Raw genomic sequence first — 21,229 nt, 5'->3', positions numbered from 1 at the left:
ATATTATAATCGTCAAAATATCAAATTATCCTATAAACTGCTATTGCCTCTTTTAAGCATCGACGAACTACGTCCTTTCTTAGGATTTATGACTCATTCAAAAAATAGTTCAATCTATAACTGAACATATTACACTTCTTAATTCACTATTATTTTTTTAGTAAATACCTGTCCGGTTTCCGCTTTAAACCATGCCATATAAACCCCTGAAGCTACCTTGTTAATTTGTAAACCATTGGACAGAGTTTCCTGCGAAACATTATTAAATTCCTGTATTATTTGACCGCGCATGTTTACTATTGACAATTTATCAATAGAAGCATTTAACTTCTTACCATATAATACATTATCCGTATTTTGATAGTAAATAAAGTTTTCTGAAACTTGTGATTCTTCAGCACTTAAACTTTGCTGTTTTGATTGAAAAACAATCTCAAACCTGCCATTAAACTTACCTTGAGTTGCCGTAAAACGATAAGCCGTTTGCTGCCTTAAATCAAAATACATATCTGTAACATGGTCTCTTAAATAGATTTCCTGATTTTCGGACATGTTTATAAACTCGGTTGCTTTAATTTCAAAGGTATTATTACCAGATGATTTAAAGTTTAATGGAATAACTTTATCACTTGTTATAGGGCTATAGGCCTGTATGTTCATATTTTTACCCTCCAAATTCAGGTTTAAATCATTGTTACTATTTTCATCACATTCGGCATCGTAACCATAATCGTAACCATCGGTAGTAAGTTCACTAAATCCTAACAACACCTCTCTTCTGGTTTGCGGACCAACAATTGCGTTGAACTCCAAACGCATTTTCTGCATTTGGTTGGTTCCTGTTTCTTCTAATGCTGCTGTGTTTTTTGATTTTGAAGTTGTCGATTTAAAGAAGGTTGAACCTGTATTATGGTCGCCCATAGCATCCACTTCCTTAATAAACACACGTTGACTGTTCTTAAAAACAACCGTTCCGCTTTTAATAATTTCCGTAATGAATCCTTGCCCTACCGGAAGATACCTAGTTGGTAGCAATGTACCCGATAGTACGCCATTAGTTTCACCCTCTAAACCAACAAATTGATAAGCCTTACAAGATCCCGTTTTATTAACCTGAGCGTATCCCCCTTGGTATTCAGTTAAATTATGAGAGTTGCCTGCCCATTGCTGCCAAACTTGCAAAGTGCCATCTATAATTCCGGCATTATCATCTATAAATTTATAAACATCCAATGCTGAAGGATATGGGTTTCCTAAAAGATATTCTGTTTTTGATACCGAGGTTACGGAACCGTTGCCACCTTTATCAGTCACATTTATCAAAATGGTTCCGTTATTTGGTTTGCCTTCAAACAGATATTGCTGTTGTGTCTCCACGCTGCCCGTACCTTTTTGCGTGTAACCAACTCCAGGGGCTAGGTTGGTACTCGGCGTAATAGCGGCCCAATCCCAATAGGTTAGTCCATTTTTATAAGTATATAACCAGTAAGTGCTAATTTTTCCTATTTCATCATATGCTGGGGTAAACTGAAAATTAGTACCGGTTCCATCTTTCAGCATATTTAACTTAAAAGCCGAGTTGTTGTTATTGTTGGTTGCTGCATTATTATTAGTTAAACTTGTTGCACCTAACGCCCCCACTGGTGATGACCAATAGTTGTATCGGTATTTGTTTGAGGTACCTTCTTGTCTTCTTAATAGTTTTCCTGAGGCAGAGGTTACCAAATCGCTGTTTATGGTTTGTATTAATTGGGAATCCTCAAATAAATCCAATGTACCATGCAGCTTTAAATACCAGGTGTTTTGAATAAGATTATCACCTTGCATTGATAGTTTTCCGCCAGAATCAATAATTAAACCTAACGTATTAATGGTGCTACTGGCACTAATATCATTTGAAACTTTAACAATATTACTTATGTTGGTATTACTAACATTAGCAATATCCCAAGCATTGCCATGAAGCCACGTAGCTGTATCGTGCCAATCGCCATCACTTTTAGTAACAAAAGGCATAGGTGCAGTTTGCTTTTGAATGGTTTTAATATAATTCAATTGAGCCGTGTAGCCGTTAGATGAATAATCGGTGGTTGTGGAATTAAGGATGCTAGTCATTGGGTAATAAGCCTGTAGATTAGTCCAAGGAATGGTTAATGATGTAGTATCATCTGAAATGGATTTTGAAATTACAGCACCCGAAACAATCCCTGAAATATTCACAATTTCTTGATTAATCATTTTATGTAATTGACTTATTGTAACAGCACTATTAAACACACGCACCTCATCAATATCACCATTAAAGTATGCTGTATCTGAACTTGATTTTTTTCCGATAGTGAAGGCACTTGATGAAGCAGAAATACTAGATGCCAGACCAGCATCATTTGCAGTTCCTAATAAGTTACCATTAAAATAAATTTTTAGTTTATTAGTTGCTTCAGTTTTATCAAAAACAACTGCTATATGTGCCCAACGATTAGCAACTAAAGTTGCCGATACTGGTAAGGTAACCGAAGAACCATTTAATTTCACAACTGGTATTTTTGATGAATTTACTTGAATCTCAAAAGTCCCCTGGCTTATTACGGTTCCCAAACTAGAAAATGTAGGATCTATCCGGAACCATGCCATTACAGTTGCTTGATCGTAACCACTTAAATTAAGACTACTGCTTAAATAATCATCAACACCATCAAAATCTATAGTTGCAGAATCGGGTGGGTTCACATTAAAATAATCGCGGTAATCTAAATCGCCTCCTGGCAAAAGTCTATCATTATCCGTATCCGGTAAAACGGATTCGGCTGGGATATTTATATCATCATTTACATCAATGGAGTCATCTGTACTTGAACCCTCAAAAATATCATCTAAACCATCGTTATCAAAATCAGAAAAGGACACGATGGCATCTGCCATACCATTTTCCTCTATATCCAATAACCCATCGTTATCACTATCTGAATCTCTAAAATCAGGTATACCATCTCCATCTGTATCTACTAACGATGTGAAACCTATTCCGTAATTATCATCAACACCATTTTGGTCGGTATCTAAAATACCATATCCCATACCACTCGGTGCTATATAGCCTACAGTTGGTTGCGCTTCCACGTTATCTGGAATACCATCATTATCACTATCAATATCTAAATAATCAGGCAATCCATCCCCATCGGTGTCTTCACAATTAGGAAGTACGTATAATTGAACCTTATCAACAAAATTGCCAGAAGTTGTTGCAGAACCACCGGCTGCAACTGAAATAGCAGTAAATGTTAGTCTAGTTGTTGTTTGACCTGCTGGCACCACATAGATTCCTGAATGCTCTGTCCATGAGGAATCTCCAGCGGAGCTAAAGTCTCCCATACTGCTCAACGTGCCTGATGGGTCGCCAATAAGTAACCTAACCACATCCTGTAGTGCACTTCCCGCATAACCCGTTCGTTTTCTATGTGCAAACGACCAACGTAACACATCTCCTGGTGTTGTTGCAATATCTTGATATAAGCCATCATTTGTTGTAGCATTAACTTCCGCCCATTGCGAACCTGAGAAGGCTCTTCCTCCAGAATCATTAGATGCCGTTTGCGAATTATGCCAAATTTCCAAATGATTATTTGTAACATCCGAGCTTTTCCAATTTGCAATGTTTATGGCATCTCCTTTCCAAAGTCCAGTTGTAGGCGTTACATCTGTAGGCCCTCCATCTAAAGCCAGAATGTCTGTAACTTCAAAATCGGGATTTAGCAATGGTAGCTTACCTAAATCGGAACATTCATCTACATCCAAAATTCCATCATTATCATCATCTAAATCATCAATATTACTGAAGCCATCTTTATCCTGATCTGGCAAGGTGAAAATAAATAATTTGCCATCGGCGTGGTCGCTTGTAGATGCTGTTAATTGCGCCTTGGTAATAATCGAACCTTTTGGCGCAATATCGTCCAAATAAAACAATGCTATTCCTATGGTTCCTTTATTTTCTAAAACACGATCGCTTAACCAATAATCCGTACCAGATGCTGGCGGTTTCACTGTACCTGGAGTCCCCATACTACCTGAAGAGCCTGTTCCACCAAAACCCCACTGTGTGGTTGTTTCCTTTACAAAAGTTTCTCCTAGAGATTGTACAGGGCCACCACCTGCAGGAATTCCAAAAAGTTCTACATGATAACAATTATTGGCATTTCGTTCGGTAATGGCAATAACACCACTTGAACTTGCAAAAATACCAGTACCATAGGTTAACGTTTGTCGCTGTGAATCGGTTGTTTGTTCTGAGGTATAATTATTGCAAATATTTCGCCCGTTGGAACTCGATTCAAAATAATGGTTTAAATTTAAATCTTGAAAAGAAGCTAAGGCAGACGCATTCCATGTGGCACTTGCACTAGTTGTTTCTATAGTAGCTCCATTCTTTCTTATTTGATTTGAGCTATGTCCGTTTGGGCCTAACTGTGTTAATTCATAACTTGCTGGCAAACCGTAATGGTCATAAACAACACTATTAATGGTAACACTTTTAATTGTTGCAGGCTGGTTCGAATTAGTTTGCGTATCATTCCATTGAAAAGTCACCCCAGTTCGAATACTTGAGGCATTAGTTTGAGCTGACAATACATTGCAACCAGCTAAATAACAAACAGTAAACAAGCAAAATAATAATTTTATCTTCATAATTAATAGATTCGGAGGAAACCAAAAATTAATTTATTATAAACTATTAATCAGCACTTTAGATAATTATTTCTTAAATGCATGATAAGAATAAATCAGTTGAATAACTGGTTTAATAGCACGTTTGAAATAAAACTGAGGGAAGTAATATTCGTTTTACATTTAACCAAAACCTTATTTTTTGATTAAATAGTTTACAATATTAGATTAAAAATTTGAAAAAACCTAAAAAAAATCAGATAAAAAGACTATTTTTATCGTTAAACAGTGTTAAAGTGTAAAAAAATTAGCAATCAAGAATGTATAAAATTGAAGGTAACTTACACCAAAAAACCAACTAAATCTTCAATTTTAGATATTAGTTGAATCTTAATTGCTGTTTTCTTAAGAGAAATTTTATTGTACTTAGATACAAAAATGATTGAAAAACCTAATTTTTCAGCTTCTAATATACGTTGTTCTACACGTTGAACAGGTCGGATTTCACCAGAAAGCCCTACCTCTGCGGCAAAACAAATATCTTTCTGTAATGCAACATCTTCATTTGAAGACAAAATAGAAGCCACAACTGCTAAATCGATAGCAGGATCATCTACATTTATACCTCCTGTAATATTTAAAAACACATCTTTAGCACCCAACCTGAAACCTGCCCGTTTTTCTAACACTGCCAAAAGCATATTTAAGCGTTTGGCGTTAAAACCCGTGGCACTGCGCTGTGGTGTACCATATACTGCTGTACTAACTAATGCTTGAACCTCTATCATTAATGGACGCATGCCCTCTAGAGTTGCAGCGATAGCATTTCCTGATAATTCTTCGTCTTTCTTAGAAATTAATATCTCGGAAGGGTTAGTTACTTCTCTTAAACCCGAGCCTTGCATTTCGTAAATTCCCAATTCGTTTGTAGAACCAAAACGGTTTTTATGAGCACGTAAAATTCTAAACACATGGTTACGGTCTCCTTCAAACTGCAAAACCGTATCTACCATATGCTCCAATATTTTTGGTCCTGCAATATTACCATCCTTGGTTATGTGACCAATTAATAACACAGGTGTTGCAGTTTCTTTAGCAAATTTTATTAGTTCGGTAGTACATTCTTTAATTTGAGAAATACTTCCTGAAGAGGATTCAATATAATCACTATGAAGCGTTTGTATCGAATCGATAATTACAATATCTGGTTCTAAAGCTTCAATTTGTTTGAAAATATTTTGCGTTTTAGTTTCTGTAAGAATGTAACAATTATTGTTTTTAGGGTTAATACGTTCCGCACGCATTTTTATTTGTTTCTGACTTTCTTCACCCGAAACATACAAGGTTTTATAAGGTAATTTTAATGAAATTTGAAGCAATAAGGTACTTTTCCCTATTCCTGGTTCGCCTCCTAAAAGTGTTAAGGACCCTGGTACGATTCCACCACCAAGCACGCGATTAAATTCGCCATCAAACGTATCCAAACGGGCTTCATTAGAAACATCTATTTCCTGAATTCGTAATGGCACAGCTGCTTTTTTTACTGCCGCTGTTGGCGATTTCCAATCGCTTTTTTCTGGTGTTTGAATTACTTCTTCAACAATCGTATTCCACTCTTTGCAAGCATTACACTGTCCTTGCCATTTAGCATATTGCGAACCACAGTTTTGACAAAAAAAAGTTGTTTTTACTTTAGCCATTAATTATTCGGGGTTAAGTATTATGTTTGGTAATGAGTTCTATTTAATAGCCAAAATCGGCTTTAATTGCGTCCGATTTCTGAAGCATTAAGTCTTTAGTAAGCCCCGCAATTTCTTCTTGAGAAAAAGCAGATTGATAGGCTCGCATGGCTTTTTTTGTATCACCTGCCTCCTCATATGCTCTGGCTTGATAATAATTACTCAACATCGTTTTGGGGTATTCGTCTCTGGCTATTTTGCTTAAGGCTTCATAATATTCATACCTTTCGGTTTTTTCTATGGAGGCGGCTATGGCTTTAAAATCATTCACTAAAATTGGTTTTTTAATCCCAAATAACTCATAAATAGTTTTATACTTCTCTTCAAGGTAATCAACTGGTGAACCGTCTAATTTCAAAATAACATTATTGTATTCTTCTTTACTTATAGGCTGAAACACCTTAAATATAGACTCGATAGCATTTGGAATTGCATGTGTAGGCACTGAGTAATGCGATGGTTTTTCAAAATTATTGAATGTGTAAAACAGGTTTTTATTATTTAATGCTGAAATATCGACATTTAAAGCATCACTCATCTGCTTCACAGTTGGCGCATCGTTGTTAGTGTTTGCTAAATAATAGAACGTTTTTGTTTGAGTCTTCCCTAATGAAACAGGAAGGTAGTCAATCATTTTTGGAGCCAATTCTGGACTAATACTAATATACCCTTTAAAAATAGGATCAGATTTCAATAAATAATAATTAATAAAGTTTGCTGTTTCACCATGGCCTACGGCTACTCTAAAATTAGATGCTTTATATTTTTTCTCTATATACGGAAGAAGTTCTGCTCCAATAAACTCGAAAAAAAGAGAGCCTGTTTCAAAAGGCAACGAGTTTTGTTCAGAATACAAACAATCATCATAACGCTTATCATATTGATTTATACCAACTACAATAGCCTCAGGCATATCTTCCCAATAAGTATAATAATCTACATTACCCGCAACAGCCTCGAACATATAATCACCATCTAACACCACAAAAAGCGGATATTTTTTGGAATCACTTGCACTGTAACTTCTTGGTAATTGAATTTTTAATTCTCTGGTTTGTCCTAACCTTTGCGACTCGAAGGTTTCGTATTTTACCTGGGCATTAAAACTCCCCACGAAACATAAAACTAAAATAAGAGAAAACATGTACTTCATTTTATACAATGATTTGAGATTTGTAATGCAAGGTATGAAATTACTTAAAACAAAAAAAAAAGAGAATACGTTGTAAGGTTTTGTCGTTTGTTTCTTGCTTTTATTTTAGTCTTTTATTCCTATTATAAATTGGCAAATAGATTAACGACAACCCACCACAAACAATAATCATAACTGTTTGCGATGCCCACATAATCCAGCCAAAGGCTATACTTGTTTCTTGTGCAATTCCAAAAATGGAAAAAGCCGCATAAACCGCTAAAGGATACGAACCTATACCACCATTAGTAGCTGCAATACTAAAACTTGCCGAAATAAATCCAATTAAAATGGCACCTGTTGAAATACCTTCTAAATCTTCAATAGCCAATGAAGTTACATAAAACATTAGCACATACATGGTCCAAATAAAAAGAGTGTGAAAAATGAAGGCCCACTTTTTTTTCATTTTAAACACACTTAAAGCTCCTTCAATCAGGCCATTTACAAAGTTTCTTATTTTAATGGCAAAGTTCGATTTACCTCGTTTAATGAACCTGATAAAAACGAAAACAATTAAAATAAAGGTAACTATAACTATAGCAATTTTAGATGGATTGAATTTTTCAACAAAAAAACTGTAAATAAAATCGAATTGAAGAAAGAGTGTGACGATGATTATTCCCAACATTACCAATAAATCGGCAATACGTTCGGCCACAATGGTGCCAAAACCTTTTTCAAAAGGAACATTTTCATAATTTGTAAGGATGGAAGCTCTGGCAACTTCGCCCGCTCGTGGTATGGTATAATTTATTAAATAGGTTGCAAAAACCGCCATTACACTATTTGGAAATTTTACGGTATAACCCATTGGTTCCAACTGAAAACGCCAACGGTATGCCCTTGATAAATGACTTAAAAGGCCTAAAAACATACCGAACACTAGCCACCAATAATTGGACTTTCGCAAATAAACTAGAATTTCCTGAATAGAAACTTTAGATAGCGAGTACCACACTAAAAAAACTCCCAGTAATAATGGGAGTATAATTTTTAGTGATTTTAATATTTTTTGCGTCAAACGGTTATTTTAACAAGTTTGTAGCTTCGTCTGGAAAAACTAGTGAGGGTTTAAATACTTTAGCTTCTTCTATATCCATAAAAGCATAAGTTATAAGAATGAGGGTATCACCCACCGAAACTTTTCTGGCTGCCGCACCGTTTAGGGTAATTTCACCAGTATTTCTTGGTCCTGGAATGCAATAGGTTTCTAAACGTTCGCCATTATCGTTATTTACTATTTGCACTTTTTCGCCTTGAATCATGTTCGCGGCTTCCATTAAATCTTCATCAATAGTAATACTGCCAATGTAGTTAAGTTCTGCACCGGTACATTTTACTCTGTGAATTTTAGATTTTACTACTTGTATTTGCATGTGGCAAAGATAATTAATTTAGAGCGATATTATCAATTAGTCTAATATCATCAGCATAAACTGCAATAAATGCTCTATATTCTTTATTGTTTGTTTTATGTTTTACTGTTTTTAGGGTTGTAGTATCAGCGATAATAAAATATTCTAATTTTAATAAATCATGACTTTCAAACTGGCTTTCAACCCATTGCGTAACTATATCAGCACTTTTTGTGCCAAAATGCACTTTGGCAGAATTTAATGTGTTATATATGAAAGGTGCCGCTTCTAAATACTCCGGTTTTAAACGTGTATTTCGAGAACTCATTGCTAATCCCGATTCTTCACGATGTATCGGGCAAGGAATGATGTTTACTGGGATATGATATTTTTCAACCAGTTTTTTAATAATTTGTAATTGCTGAAAATCTTTTTCTCCAAAATAAGCATTATCCGGTTTTATAATATCAAAAAAACGCTTTACAATTGTACCAACCCCGTCAAAATGTCCAGGTCTAAATTTACCCTCCATTTCAAACTCTAAGCCATCAAAATTAAATTTTTCCGATTCTGTTTTACCACAATAAATATCGTCAACCGTTGGAGCATACACCAATATTTTGTTTTCGTCTAGCGTTTTTAGTAATTCTAGATCGCGTTCTAAATTTCTCGGATATTTTACGAGATCTTCTTTATTATCAAATTGTGTTGGATTTACAAAGATGCTAACCACAACATAATCATTGTTTTCTAATGCTTTTTGTACTAAAGCTAAATGTCCTTCATGCAATGCTCCCATTGTAGGAACTAACCCTAAAATTTTGTTTTCAGCTTTAAATTTGTCTATTGCAGCTACAATTTGTTGTTTTTCTGTGTAAACCTTCACGTTTCAATATAAAATTAACGGGTGCAAACTTAAGATTTTTACAAGCAATCTGCATAAATTTTTGTAATTTTGCGTGTTTTTTATTTCGAATCTCAATAAGAAACGCGATTATGGGTTAAGCTTTTTAACATTTCTCTTGGTAGAAATGCTAAAAACTAAAGGCGCATAACCGCAAAAGACAACAAAAACAAACATATGAAAGATAAGAGGATATTATACGTATCATCTGAAGTAGTACCCTATTTGCCAGAAACCGAAATTTCTTCAATGTCGTTTGAGGCACCAAGATTGGTAAATCAACAAGGTGGTCAAATAAGGATTTTTATGCCAAGGTATGGCAATATTAACGAACGTAGACACCAACTGCATGAAGTTATCAGACTTTCCGGGATAAATCTAGTGATAAACGATTTAGATATGCCACTCATTATTAAAGTAGCATCCATACCTAAAGAGCGCATTCAGGTTTATTTTATTGATAACGATGAATACTTTAAAAGAAAAGCTACATTAACCGATGAAGAGGGGAAACTATTTCCAGACAATGATGAACGTGCTATTTTCTTTGCTAAAGGTGTCATTGAAACTGTTAAAAAATTAAACTGGTCTCCAGATATAATTCATGTTCATGGTTGGTTGGCATCCTTATTACCTGTTTACTTAAAAGAATATTACAAAGACGAACCTTTATTTAATGAAAGTAAAATAGTGACTTCTGTGTACAATCAAAGTTTTAACAATACGTTAAATAAAGATATGCACAATAAAATTAAATTTGACAACATAAAAGAAGACGCTATTAAGGTGCTAGAAGAACCGTCATACATTAACTTAATGAAAGTTGCTATTGATTATTCAGATGCACTAATAGTAGGTTCCGAGGATATACCAAAAGAATTAGAAGCCTATTTAAAAGCCTCAAAAAAACCAGTTTTAGAATACCAAAGCAAAGATGAATTTGGCGAAGCTTATAAAACATTTTTTAACACTAGCGTTTTAGGCTAACCTATTACATCATTTCAATACTATATGAAGAAGACCATTAAAGCCCTTAAATTTTCCTTATTATTTTCTCTAGTTTTAGCCTCGTTTTTGGCTTGTGATAAAGATTTTTCTGTAATTGAAAGTGATGTTCTTGGAGATGAAAATTCAAATTTCATTACAGATAGTACCAGCATACAAATAGCTGCCTACAATAAAAAACTAGAAAAACTTCAAATAAATGGTTTGTCTTCTAACCTTTTGGGAGTTTATAATGATCCTGCTTACGGACAAACCGTTGCGAGTATCGTGGCTCAGGTAATACCAGCTAGTTACATAACTGATTTTGGTGAAAACACAGTTATTGATTCTGTAGTTTTAACTATTCCATATTTCAATAGAGTTACAGGTACAGATGAATCTGGTAACACAATCTATACCATTCTAGATTCTTTATATGGCAGACCTAACGAGGATATAAAACCTTTTAAATTAAGTATTTATCAAAATAATTATTACCTACGGGATTTCGACCCAAACTCGAACACTAACGAAAGACAAAATTATTTTTCTAATGCGGACGGAACTGTTACAAATGGCTATTCAACAATAAATTTTGATAACCTAAAAGGCTCGGAAATTTTAAGCAAAAACATTACGCCTTCTAGCAAAGCAACCGTAACAAGTGTTGGTGAGGGCGAAGATGAAGTTAAAACACAATCGGTTCCTGCTTTAAGAGAAAATTTAGACATTAATTTCTGGAAAACAACCATTATAGACCAAGAAGGTAACGCCGTTTTAAGTAAGTACAGCGACTTTATTAATTATTTCAGAGGACTCTATTTTAAAGCAGAACCTATAGATGGCACTGGCAGTATGGTGTTACTAAATTTAGCATCAACCAATGCTAATATTACAATTCATTATTCAAAAGATTCAACTGTAGAAGACGAAAGAGTACAAGATAGCTATGTTTTAAGGTTTTCTGGCAACATCCTTAATACCTTTTCTAACGACTATAGCGCAGTACCTTTACAAGACGGAGATAGAACCGAAGGCGATGAAACTCTATATTTAAAAGGCGCCGAAGGATCTATGGCTGTTGTAGATTTATTTAGTGGTACAACAGCTTTAGAAGATTTTAAAAATACTTATAGAGTTCCACTTGGAAATAATGAGTATAAAAAGGATGAAGATGGTAATTATATTCTAAAACGTTTAATAAACGATGTGCAATTAATAGTTTATGAAGATGAAACGCTTGAAACCAATGGCGATTCTGATTACCATAAATACGATAGGCTTTATGCATACGACATAAAAAACAACATTTATTTAAACGATTATTTAGCCGACCCTATTGGCACCAACAACTCCAAACCATACTATTCTACCTATTTTCATTTAGGATTACGAAATACAGATGCTAATGTTTCAAAATACAAAATTCATTTAACTGAGCATTTTAATAATATTTTGCTAAGAGATTCAACCAACACTAAAATTGGGCTAACCTTATCTAGTAATGTAAACTATACTGGTACTGCTAAAATTTTAAATAGTACAGATGAAGTAACCGCAGTTCCAACAGTAAGCATAATAACTCCAAGAGGAACAAAGTTATACGGAACAAAACCCACTGTTCCAGAAAATCGAAAAATGAAATTAAAAATATTTTATACAGAAACAAAATAGTTCCTGTAATTGCTAATTATTCTTTTTTAAGTCTTTAAATTGTACTTTATCGTAAAAAATAAGGACTTGAAATAATAATTATCTATTTTTAGTATTTATTTTACATATTTGCTTTTAATATAAAAGCCCTAAATCAAATTATTAAATTATGTGTGGAATTGTAGGATATTTAGGAACAAGAGAAGCTTACCCAATTATAATAGAAGGACTTAAGCGCTTAGAATACAGAGGTTACGATAGTGCTGGTATTGCATTATTTGATGGTACAGATTTAAAAGTTTGTAAAACCAAAGGGAAGGTTTCCGACCTTGAAACTCTTGCCGATAAAGAAATTACCAAGCATGGTAATGTTGGAATAGGTCATACCCGATGGGCTACCCATGGTGTACCTAACGATGTAAACTCCCATCCACATATTTCCAATTCTGGCGACTTAGTGATTATTCATAACGGGATTATAGAAAATTACGATTCCTTAAAACAAGAATTAATCTCTAGAGGTTACACTTTCAAGTCGGATACGGATACCGAGGTTTTAATAAATTTAATTGAAGACGTAAAAAAACAAGAAAATGTAAAACTTGGTCAAGCCGTTCAAATCGCACTAAACCAAGTGATTGGCGCGTATGCCATTGCCGTTTTTGATAAAAACAAGCCAGAAGAAGTTGTTATTGCCCGTTTAGGGAGCCCTTTAGCTGTTGGTGTTGGCGAAGATGAATTTTTTATTGCAAGTGATGCGTCCCCATTTTTAGAATATACAAAAAATGCCATTTATCTTGAAGATGAAGAAATGGCCATCATTAGATTTCATAAAGGTATTAAGGTTAGAAAGATAAAAGATGATTCTATCGTACCTGCTTACGTTCAAGAACTTCAAATGAACCTTGAGCAAATTGAAAAAGGCGGCTATGATCATTTTATGCTAAAAGAAATACATGAACAACCAAAAGCGATTACAGACACTTATAGAGGTCGACTTTTAAGAAACGAAGCTATAATAAAAATGGCTGGTGTTGAAGATAACATGAAAAAATTCTTGAACGCCGATCGTATAATCATTGTAGCCTGTGGAACCTCTTGGCACGCAGGATTAGTTGCTGAATATATTTTTGAAGATTTAGCAAGAATTCCTGTAGAAGTAGAATACGCCTCTGAGTTCAGATATAGAAACCCTGTAATTACAGAAAAAGACGTAGTTATCGCTATTTCGCAATCTGGCGAGACTGCCGATACTTTAGCAGCCATCAAATTAGCAAAATCTAAAGGCGCTTTTGTTTTTGGAGTTTGTAATGTTGTAGGCTCATCAATAGCAAGAGAATCCAATGCTGGTGCATATACGCATGCCGGCCCAGAAATTGGCGTGGCTTCAACTAAAGCATTTACTACTCAAATTACAGTTTTAACGTTAATTGCCTTACGCTTGGCTAGAGCCAAAGGCACAATAAGTAGTTCAGACTTCCGTCAGCATTTATTAGAATTAGAGTTAATCCCTAAAAAAGTTGAAAAAGCGTTAACATTAGATGAACATATAAAAAACATTGCTAATATTTATAAAGATTCACGCAATTGTTTATACCTAGGCCGAGGCTACAATTTCCCCGTTGCACTTGAAGGCGCTTTAAAACTAAAAGAGATTTCGTATATTCATGCAGAAGGTTATCCAGCAGCCGAAATGAAACACGGCCCTATTGCTTTAATTGATGAAAATATGCCTATTGTAGTAATTGCTACAAAAAAAGGACATTATGAAAAAGTAGTAAGTAACATTCAGGAAATAAAATCTAGAAAAGGAAAAATTATAGGAATTGTTACCGAAGGTGATACTCAGGTTAGAGAATTAGCCGACCACGTAATTGAAGTACCTGACACCATGGAATCTCTATCTCCATTGTTAACAACCATTCCTTTACAACTTTTATCTTATCACATAGCTGTGTTATTAGGCAAAAATGTAGATCAGCCTCGTAACCTAGCAAAATCTGTTACAGTAGAATAACTGAAGTTTATCTCCAAAAAATAAATCCCTATAAATTTAATATTATTTATAGGGATTTCTCATTTTTAGACGTTATTGTTGCTAATAAAGTGTTTTTATAAGCACTTTTTTGTTAATTTTATACTATGCGCGCATAATTTAATGTCAATTTCTTTAAAATCAGGATTAATATATCTATATTGGTTTAACTAAACTAAAACTAATTCTTATAAATGAAAACAATCCTCCCCTATTTCATGTTGTTTTTTTGTGGCATAATCTACTCACAAACAACAATTACCGGTACGGTAACCGACGATAATAATCAGCCCATTCCAGGTGCAAATATTATCATTGTTGGAACTTCAACCGGCACAGTTACTAATTTTGATGGCTTATTTACATTAACCGTTAACCAAAGTCCTCCCTTCAACGTACGTTCAAGTAGTGTTGGTTTTGAAACTGTTACTATTCAAGTAACTTCAAATAACCAAAAATTAAATTTCATTCTTAAAGAGGGAACCTCGTTAGACGAAGTTGTTATTTCTGCTTCCAGAACACCGGAGCGTATTTTTGAGTCTCCTGTAACAGTAGAACGTTTAGGCTTGAAAGAAATTAAAAACACCGCTTCTGCCGATTTTTACGATGGTTTGGAAAACTTAAAAGGTGTTGATGTGAACACAAACAGTTTAACCTTTAAATCCGTTAATACTAGAGGATTTTCAACTTTTGCTAACAATCGGTTTATGCAACTTGTGGATGGCATGGACAATTCAACTCCTGCCTTAAATTTTCCAATAGGTAATTTGGTAGGCATGACCGAAACAGATGTTTTAAGCGTTGAACTTTTACCAGGAGCTTCCTCGGCATTATATGGTGCCAATGCATTTAATGGTATATTATTCATGCGAAGTAAAAACCCATTTGATCACCAAGGTATTAGCACCTCCATTAAAAGGGGAATTACATCCCAAAAAGCATCAGGCGACAACCCATATACCGATGTGAGTTTTCGTGCAGCACATAAATTTAGCAATAAGTTTGCTGGAAAAATAAACTTTGGATTCCTTAAAGGAACCGACTGGGCTGCTAATAGCGAAGTGGACAAAACCAATATTAGTGGCACACGTGCTAATACTGATTATGATGGTGTAAATATTTATGGTGATGAAGTTTCTACAAATCTTAAAGCTGTAAAAGAAAGTCCAACATTTTTAGCACAACTACCAAACCCCGCTCTTGTTAATTTAGTTCCTGATGTTGTTGTTAGTAGAACAGGTTATAATGAAGCTGCACTTACAGATTACAATGCAGAAAGTGTAAAAGCGGATTGGGGCTTATATTATAGACCATTTGAAGATGCTTTTGAAATATCATATGTTGGAAAAGTAGGAACTGGAACAACCATTTATCAAGGAACAAATCGCTATACTATTGATAATTTCTTCCAAGAGCAACATAAATTAGAGTTGAAAAATGAGAATTTCTTCTTAAGAGGATATATAGTAGCTGATAAAGCTGGAGATTCTTACGATATGGTATTCACCGGAATTAATATTAATAGAGCCTGGAAAGATGATAACACTTGGTTTGGCGAATACACGGGCGCTTATATTAGTGCAACACTTGCTGGAGCTAATGATACTGAGGCGCATGCAGCCGCAAGAAATCAAGCGGACACTGGTCGCTTTCTTCCTGGTTCCGACGATTTTAATGCTGCTTTTAACAAAAGTATCAACGATCCAGATTTATCAACTGGTTCCAAATTTCAAGATGCTTCAAAATATTACCACGCCGATGGTAATTATAATTTCAGCCATTTAATTGATTTTGCTGAAATTCAAGTCGGTGGTTCCTACAGAAAATACAATCTAAACTCTTCTGGAACCATTTATACCGACAAAGATAGTCCTATTCAATATTCAGAATTTGGTGTTTACACACAACTTCAGAAAGATTTAGAACTTAATGACCTTTTAAAATTGAAATTAACAGGTTCCATTAGATATGACAAATCTGAATTTTTTAATGGTTTCTTCTCGCCAAGAATTTCTGCAGGTTTAACTGTAAACAACGATCATAATATTAGAGCTTCTGTACAAACCGGCTTTAGAAATCCCACCACCCAAGATTTATTTATAGGTTTAAATGCTGGTAGGGCCATTTTAATTGGTGCCGCTCCTAGCAATTTAGATAGATATATTCATACAGATGGCGCATATACCCAAACAGGACGTGTGGCTTATGAAAATTCATATACCGCAACTTCTGTACAAGCACTTGCTGCTACAGGAAACCCTGGAGTTTTAGAAATTGCAAATCCAGATTTAATAAAACCAGAACAAGTTACTTCCGCAGAAATTGGTTATCGAGGGAAATTTAATGGTGTGATAGTCGACTTTAGTGCCTATTACAATAAATACAAAGACTTTATTTCGCAAGCCGTAGTGATTTCGCCTTATTATGGTACAGTTGGTGATGGAGGGGCTTCAGTTGCAGCGATTGCTAATGGAGACTACCAAGCCTATAGCACGTATACAAATTCACCTGCCGATGTTAATTCTTTTGGGGCTTCCATTGGCTTATCAACCAAAGTTTTTGGAAATTATGATTTAAGCGGAAGCTACACTTTTGCAAAGTTAGATTTCGACCAAAGTAAATATCCAGACTTTACCACCAATTTCAATACCCCAGAACATAAATTTAAAGCGTCATTTGGAAATACTGAATTGTTTGAAAACTTTGGGTTTAATGTATCCTATAGGTTTAGTGACGATTATTTTTGGGAAGCCACCTTTGCTAATGGTGTAGTACCTGAATTTCATGTAGTTGATGCACAAATTAACTTAACCGTACCAAGTATAAAATCCATTTTCAAAATTGGTGCCACTAATCTTACAGGTAAAGAATACTACACCGCTTATGGAACAGGGTTTATAGGCTCTATGTATTATGCTTCTTGGACTATTAACAACTTATAAAAATGAAGACAATGACAAATACAAAATATATATGGCTGTTAGTAATCTTTTTAGGGTTTGCAGCCTGTAATGATATTGAAGATGTAAGCCGTTACGAAATTGAAGTAACTCCAGAATTATCAGCTGGTACAGTGGATTTTTCATCTTACGTTGCATTAGGTGCATCTTTTAGTGCCGGTTTTACCGATAGCGCTTTATTTATATCATCTCAAACAAATTCATTCCCAAATATGTTGTCGCAACAATTTTCAAAAATTGGAGGCGGTACATTTACACAACCTTTAATGAACGACAATATTGGAGGTATTGCCTATGGTGGCGTCCAATTAGCAGGGTCAACTTTAGGTCCTAGATTGGTGTTTGGTGGTTCGGGTCCTGTAGCTTTATCTACAATAATTGGTCCTGTTACCTCTACTACAGATTTGGCTGTAAACAATCTAAAAGGCCCTTTTAACAACATGGGAGTTCCTGGTGCAAAAAGTTATCATTTATTATTTAATGGCTATGGCAACATTGAAAATTTAAGCACAAAAACAGCTAATCCTTATTTTATAAGAATGGCATCTAGTCCTACTGCAACCATGCTAGGTGATGCCATGGCTAAAAACCCAACATTCTTTACATTATCTGAGATTGGAGGTAATGATGTTTTGGGATATGCTCTTTCTGGCGGAGATGGAACCGATGTAATAACCCCTAGTTCGGGTCCTGTAGGAGTAGGTTTCGATGCGACCTTCAGTTATCTGGTAACGCAATTGACTTCTAACGGGGCTAAAGGAGTTGTTACCAATGTACCATATATTACAGATTTACCACACTTTACAACCGTTCCTTATAATGCACTTGCCCCAGCTTTAATTGGCGGATCGGCTAACATTAGCGCATTAAACGCCCAATTATATGGTCCTTTAAATAATATTTTTTCAGCATATGGCGAACCAAACCGTGTAAAATTACTTTCTGCAACAGCTCCAAATCCATTATTAATAAATGATGAAAACGCTACAAACAGATCTGCTGAAATAACCGCTGCATTAACACCAACTTTAGGAGCTCAAACAGCCACTGCATTTGGTGCAATTTTTGGAAAAGCAAGACAAGCAACAGCTGCCGATTTGCTAGTACTCCCACTTTCAACTGAAATAGGAAAAACTATTTCCGGAGCCCCTTCTCCGGTTAACATAAATGGTGTTACTTACCCATTAGAAGACAAGTGGGTATTAATTCCTAGTGAACAAGCCGAAATTGCAGCAGCTACCGATGCCTATAACACAACCATTGCTAGTATTGCAACCTCGAATGCCAACATTGCTTTAGTAAATTTAAATACTATTTTACAAGAATTAGCTTCCACAGGCATCTCTTTTGATGCCTTTACCATGAATGCCAACTTAGTTACAGGAGGTGCCATTGGTTTGGATGGTATTCACTTAACCGCAAGAGGGTATGCCTACATGGCAAATAAATTTTTAGAAGCCATTGATGCTAAATTTGGCTCTAACTTTATTGCTTCAGGGAATGTTGTTAAAGCAGGTGATTATCCTACAAATTATTCACCATTATTAAATTAATTAGAAACACTCTTAAAAAACGCCTTGTAATTCAAGGCGTTTTAATATTGTAAAAAAGCTTAAAAAACAACTTTCATTTTAAATTAAAAAAATTATCTTTGCACGCGGAAACTAAAAGTGTTTTCATTCAATTAAAACGCATAATATTAAACACATAAGTAATGGCTAAAGTTACAGGTAAGGTTGCACAAATAGTAGGTCCGGTTATCGATGTTGAATTCGGTGCTGGTGCTGAACTTCCAAGAATTTATGATTCATTAGAAATTAAAAGACCTGATGGTTCTTTATTAGTACTAGAAGTACAATCTCACATTGGTGAAGATACTGTACGTACTATTGCAATGGATTCCTCAGATGGTTTAAGCAGAGGAACAGAAGTTGTTGCAACTGGTGCGCCTATACAAATGCCTATTGGCGATGCTGTATACGGACGTTTATTTAATGTAATTGGTGATGCTATTGATGGTCTTGGAGATTTACCTAAAGCAGGTGATGCTGGGTTACCAATTCACCGTCAAGCACCTAAATTTGAAGATTTATCAACTTCTACAGAAGTATTATTTACAGGTATTAAAGTAATCGATTTAATTGAGCCTTATGCTAAAGGTGGTAAAATTGGTTTATTTGGTGGTGCCGGTGTAGGTAAAACAGTATTAATCCAAGAGTTGATTAACAATATAGCAAAAGGTCACGGTGGTTTATCAGTATTTGCTGGTGTAGGTGAAAGAACTCGTGAAGGGAATGACCTTTTAAGAGAGATGTTAGAGTCTGGAATTATCCGTTATGGTGATGATTTCATGCATTCTATGGAAGAAGGCGGATGGGATTTATCTAAAGTTGATAAATCAAAAATGAAAGAATCTAAAGCTACGTTCGTATTCGGACAAATGAATGAGCCACCAGGAGCACGTGCACGTGTTGCTTTATCTGGTTTAACTATTGCTGAGTATTTCCGTGATGGTGCTGGTGATGGCCAAGGAAAAGATGTACTTTTCTTCGTAGATAACATTTTCCGTTTTACACAAGCTGGTTCTGAGGTATCTGCATTATTAGGCCGTATGCCTTCTGCGGTAGGTTACCAACCAACATTAGCAACCGAGATGGGTGCGATGCAAGAGCGTATTACTTCAACAAAAAGAGGTTCTATTACATCTGTACAAGCGGTTTACGTACCTGCGGATGATTTAACGGATCCTGCGCCTGCTACAACATTCGCGCATTTAGATGCTACTACGGTATTATCTCGTAAAATTGCTGAGTTAGGTATTTATCCTGCGGTAGACCCGCTAGATTCTACTTCTAGAATTTTAACTGCTGATATTTTAGGTAAAGATCATTATGCTTGTGCACAACGCGTAAAAGAGTTATTACAACGTTACAAAGAGTTACAAGATATTATTGCTATCCTTGGTATGGAAGAGCTTTCTGAAGATGATAAATTAGCGGTAGGACGTGCAAGACGTGTTCAACGTTTCTTATCTCAGCCATTCCACGTTGCAGAGCAGTTTACAGGTATCCCAGGTGTTTTAGTTGATATTAAAGAAACCATTAAAGGATTTAATATGATTATGGATGGTAAATTAGACCACCTTCCAGAAGCAGCTTTCAACCTTAAAGGTACTATTGAAGAAGCTATTGAAGCTGGAGATAAAATGCTTGCGGAAGCGTAATCAAGTTCAGAGTTCAGAGTTCCTCAGAATTGAAACTCACAACTTACAACTCATAACTCATAACTAAAAGAGAAATGTATTTAGAAATTGTATCACCAGAAGCCACTTTATTTAGCGGAGAAGTAACTAGCGTTGCTGTTCCAGGAGTTAATGGTAATTTTGAAATGTTAAATAACCACGCTCCTATTGTATCAATATTAAAAGAAGGTTTTGTTAAAATTACTGGTAATATTGAATTAGATGAAGCCGTTCAAAATAAATTTACCAAAGGTGATAAAAACACAACTTTGTTAAAAATTGAATCTGGTACTATTGAAATGAAAGATAATAAAGTGATCGTTTTAGCAGACTAAACTTTATTTTAATATCATAATGTGACGTCCTGAAATAGCGATACAGAATTAATAATTTAAAGGTAGTGATTTTATGTCACTGCCTTTTTTAGTTTTATATTTTTTTCTTTTGATACTATTTTGTTTGTGCATTTGATTGGGAGTCAACATATAATTGGAT

13 protein-coding genes are annotated in these 21,229 nt (G+C 35.0%); 7 read left to right on the top strand and 6 right to left on the bottom strand.

The genetic code is table 11. The annotated features are described in order from the left end of the window. Positions 1 to 138: 138 nt before the first annotated feature. The 6 genes from ABYI63_RS13740 to panC all read right to left on the bottom strand — a co-directional run bounded on the left by ABYI63_RS13740 (position 139) and on the right by panC (position 9,843). Complete coding sequence (locus tag ABYI63_RS13740) at positions 139 to 4,689, bottom strand: LamG-like jellyroll fold domain-containing protein (protein ID WP_372757042.1); 4,551 nt, start codon at positions 4,687 to 4,689, stop codon at positions 139 to 141. A 320-nt stretch (positions 4,690 to 5,009) separates the two neighbouring features. Further along, on the bottom strand, positions 5,010 to 6,368 hold the full coding sequence (gene radA, locus ABYI63_RS13735) for a DNA repair protein RadA (RefSeq protein WP_372757040.1): 1,359 nt from the start codon (positions 6,366 to 6,368) through the stop codon (positions 5,010 to 5,012). Between the two features lie 43 nt (positions 6,369 to 6,411). Beyond that, positions 6,412 to 7,551, bottom strand: a complete 1,140-nt coding sequence (locus ABYI63_RS13730; RefSeq protein WP_372757038.1) for an alpha/beta hydrolase — start codon at positions 7,549 to 7,551, stop codon at positions 6,412 to 6,414. Positions 7,552 to 7,660: 109 nt separating this feature from the next. Further along, entirely contained in the window at positions 7,661 to 8,623 is a 963-nt protein-coding gene (locus tag ABYI63_RS13725; RefSeq protein ID WP_372757036.1) for a lysylphosphatidylglycerol synthase transmembrane domain-containing protein, read from the bottom strand. A 4-nt stretch (positions 8,624 to 8,627) separates the two neighbouring features. Continuing rightward, complete coding sequence (gene panD, locus ABYI63_RS13720) at positions 8,628 to 8,978, bottom strand: aspartate 1-decarboxylase (protein WP_372757034.1); 351 nt, start codon at positions 8,976 to 8,978, stop codon at positions 8,628 to 8,630. A gap of 13 nt (positions 8,979 to 8,991) precedes the next feature. After that, entirely contained in the window at positions 8,992 to 9,843 is an 852-nt protein-coding gene (panC, locus tag ABYI63_RS13715) for a pantoate--beta-alanine ligase (protein ID WP_372757032.1), read from the bottom strand. 195 nt (positions 9,844 to 10,038) lie between these two features. Between panC and ABYI63_RS13710 the strand changes: the two genes are divergently transcribed. The 7 genes from ABYI63_RS13710 (at position 10,039) to ABYI63_RS13680 (ending at position 21,069) form a co-directional block, all read left to right on the top strand. Then, entirely contained in the window at positions 10,039 to 10,848 is an 810-nt protein-coding gene (locus ABYI63_RS13710; RefSeq protein ID WP_372757030.1) for a glycogen/starch synthase, read from the top strand. A 24-nt stretch (positions 10,849 to 10,872) separates the two neighbouring features. Then, positions 10,873 to 12,519, top strand: coding sequence for a DUF4270 domain-containing protein (locus tag ABYI63_RS13705; RefSeq protein WP_372757028.1), 1,647 nt, complete (start codon positions 10,873 to 10,875; stop codon positions 12,517 to 12,519). Positions 12,520 to 12,667: 148 nt separating this feature from the next. Then, entirely contained in the window at positions 12,668 to 14,515 is a 1,848-nt protein-coding gene (glmS, locus tag ABYI63_RS13700) for a glutamine--fructose-6-phosphate transaminase (isomerizing) (RefSeq protein ID WP_372757026.1), read from the top strand. A 212-nt stretch (positions 14,516 to 14,727) separates the two neighbouring features. Next, on the top strand, positions 14,728 to 17,475 hold the full coding sequence (locus tag ABYI63_RS13695) for a TonB-dependent receptor (protein WP_372757025.1): 2,748 nt from the start codon (positions 14,728 to 14,730) through the stop codon (positions 17,473 to 17,475). A gap of 11 nt (positions 17,476 to 17,486) precedes the next feature. Beyond that, positions 17,487 to 19,046: a G-D-S-L family lipolytic protein gene (locus ABYI63_RS13690; RefSeq protein WP_372757023.1), complete on the top strand. Its 1,560-nt coding sequence runs from the start codon at positions 17,487 to 17,489 to the stop codon at positions 19,044 to 19,046. A gap of 161 nt (positions 19,047 to 19,207) precedes the next feature. Further along, a complete protein-coding gene (atpD, locus tag ABYI63_RS13685) occupies positions 19,208 to 20,716 on the top strand; it encodes a F0F1 ATP synthase subunit beta (RefSeq protein WP_372757021.1) in 1,509 nt (502 codons plus the stop codon). Between the two features lie 74 nt (positions 20,717 to 20,790). After that, complete coding sequence (locus ABYI63_RS13680) at positions 20,791 to 21,069, top strand: F0F1 ATP synthase subunit epsilon (RefSeq protein WP_372757019.1); 279 nt, start codon at positions 20,791 to 20,793, stop codon at positions 21,067 to 21,069. Positions 21,070 to 21,229: the final 160 nt, after the last annotated feature.

Source organism: Mariniflexile sp. (assembly GCF_041583155.1).
Classification (GTDB): Bacteria; Bacteroidota; Bacteroidia; order Flavobacteriales; family Flavobacteriaceae; genus Mariniflexile.
Note: the sequence above shows the minus strand (reverse complement) of the source record. Positions and strands in the feature narration are given on the sequence as shown.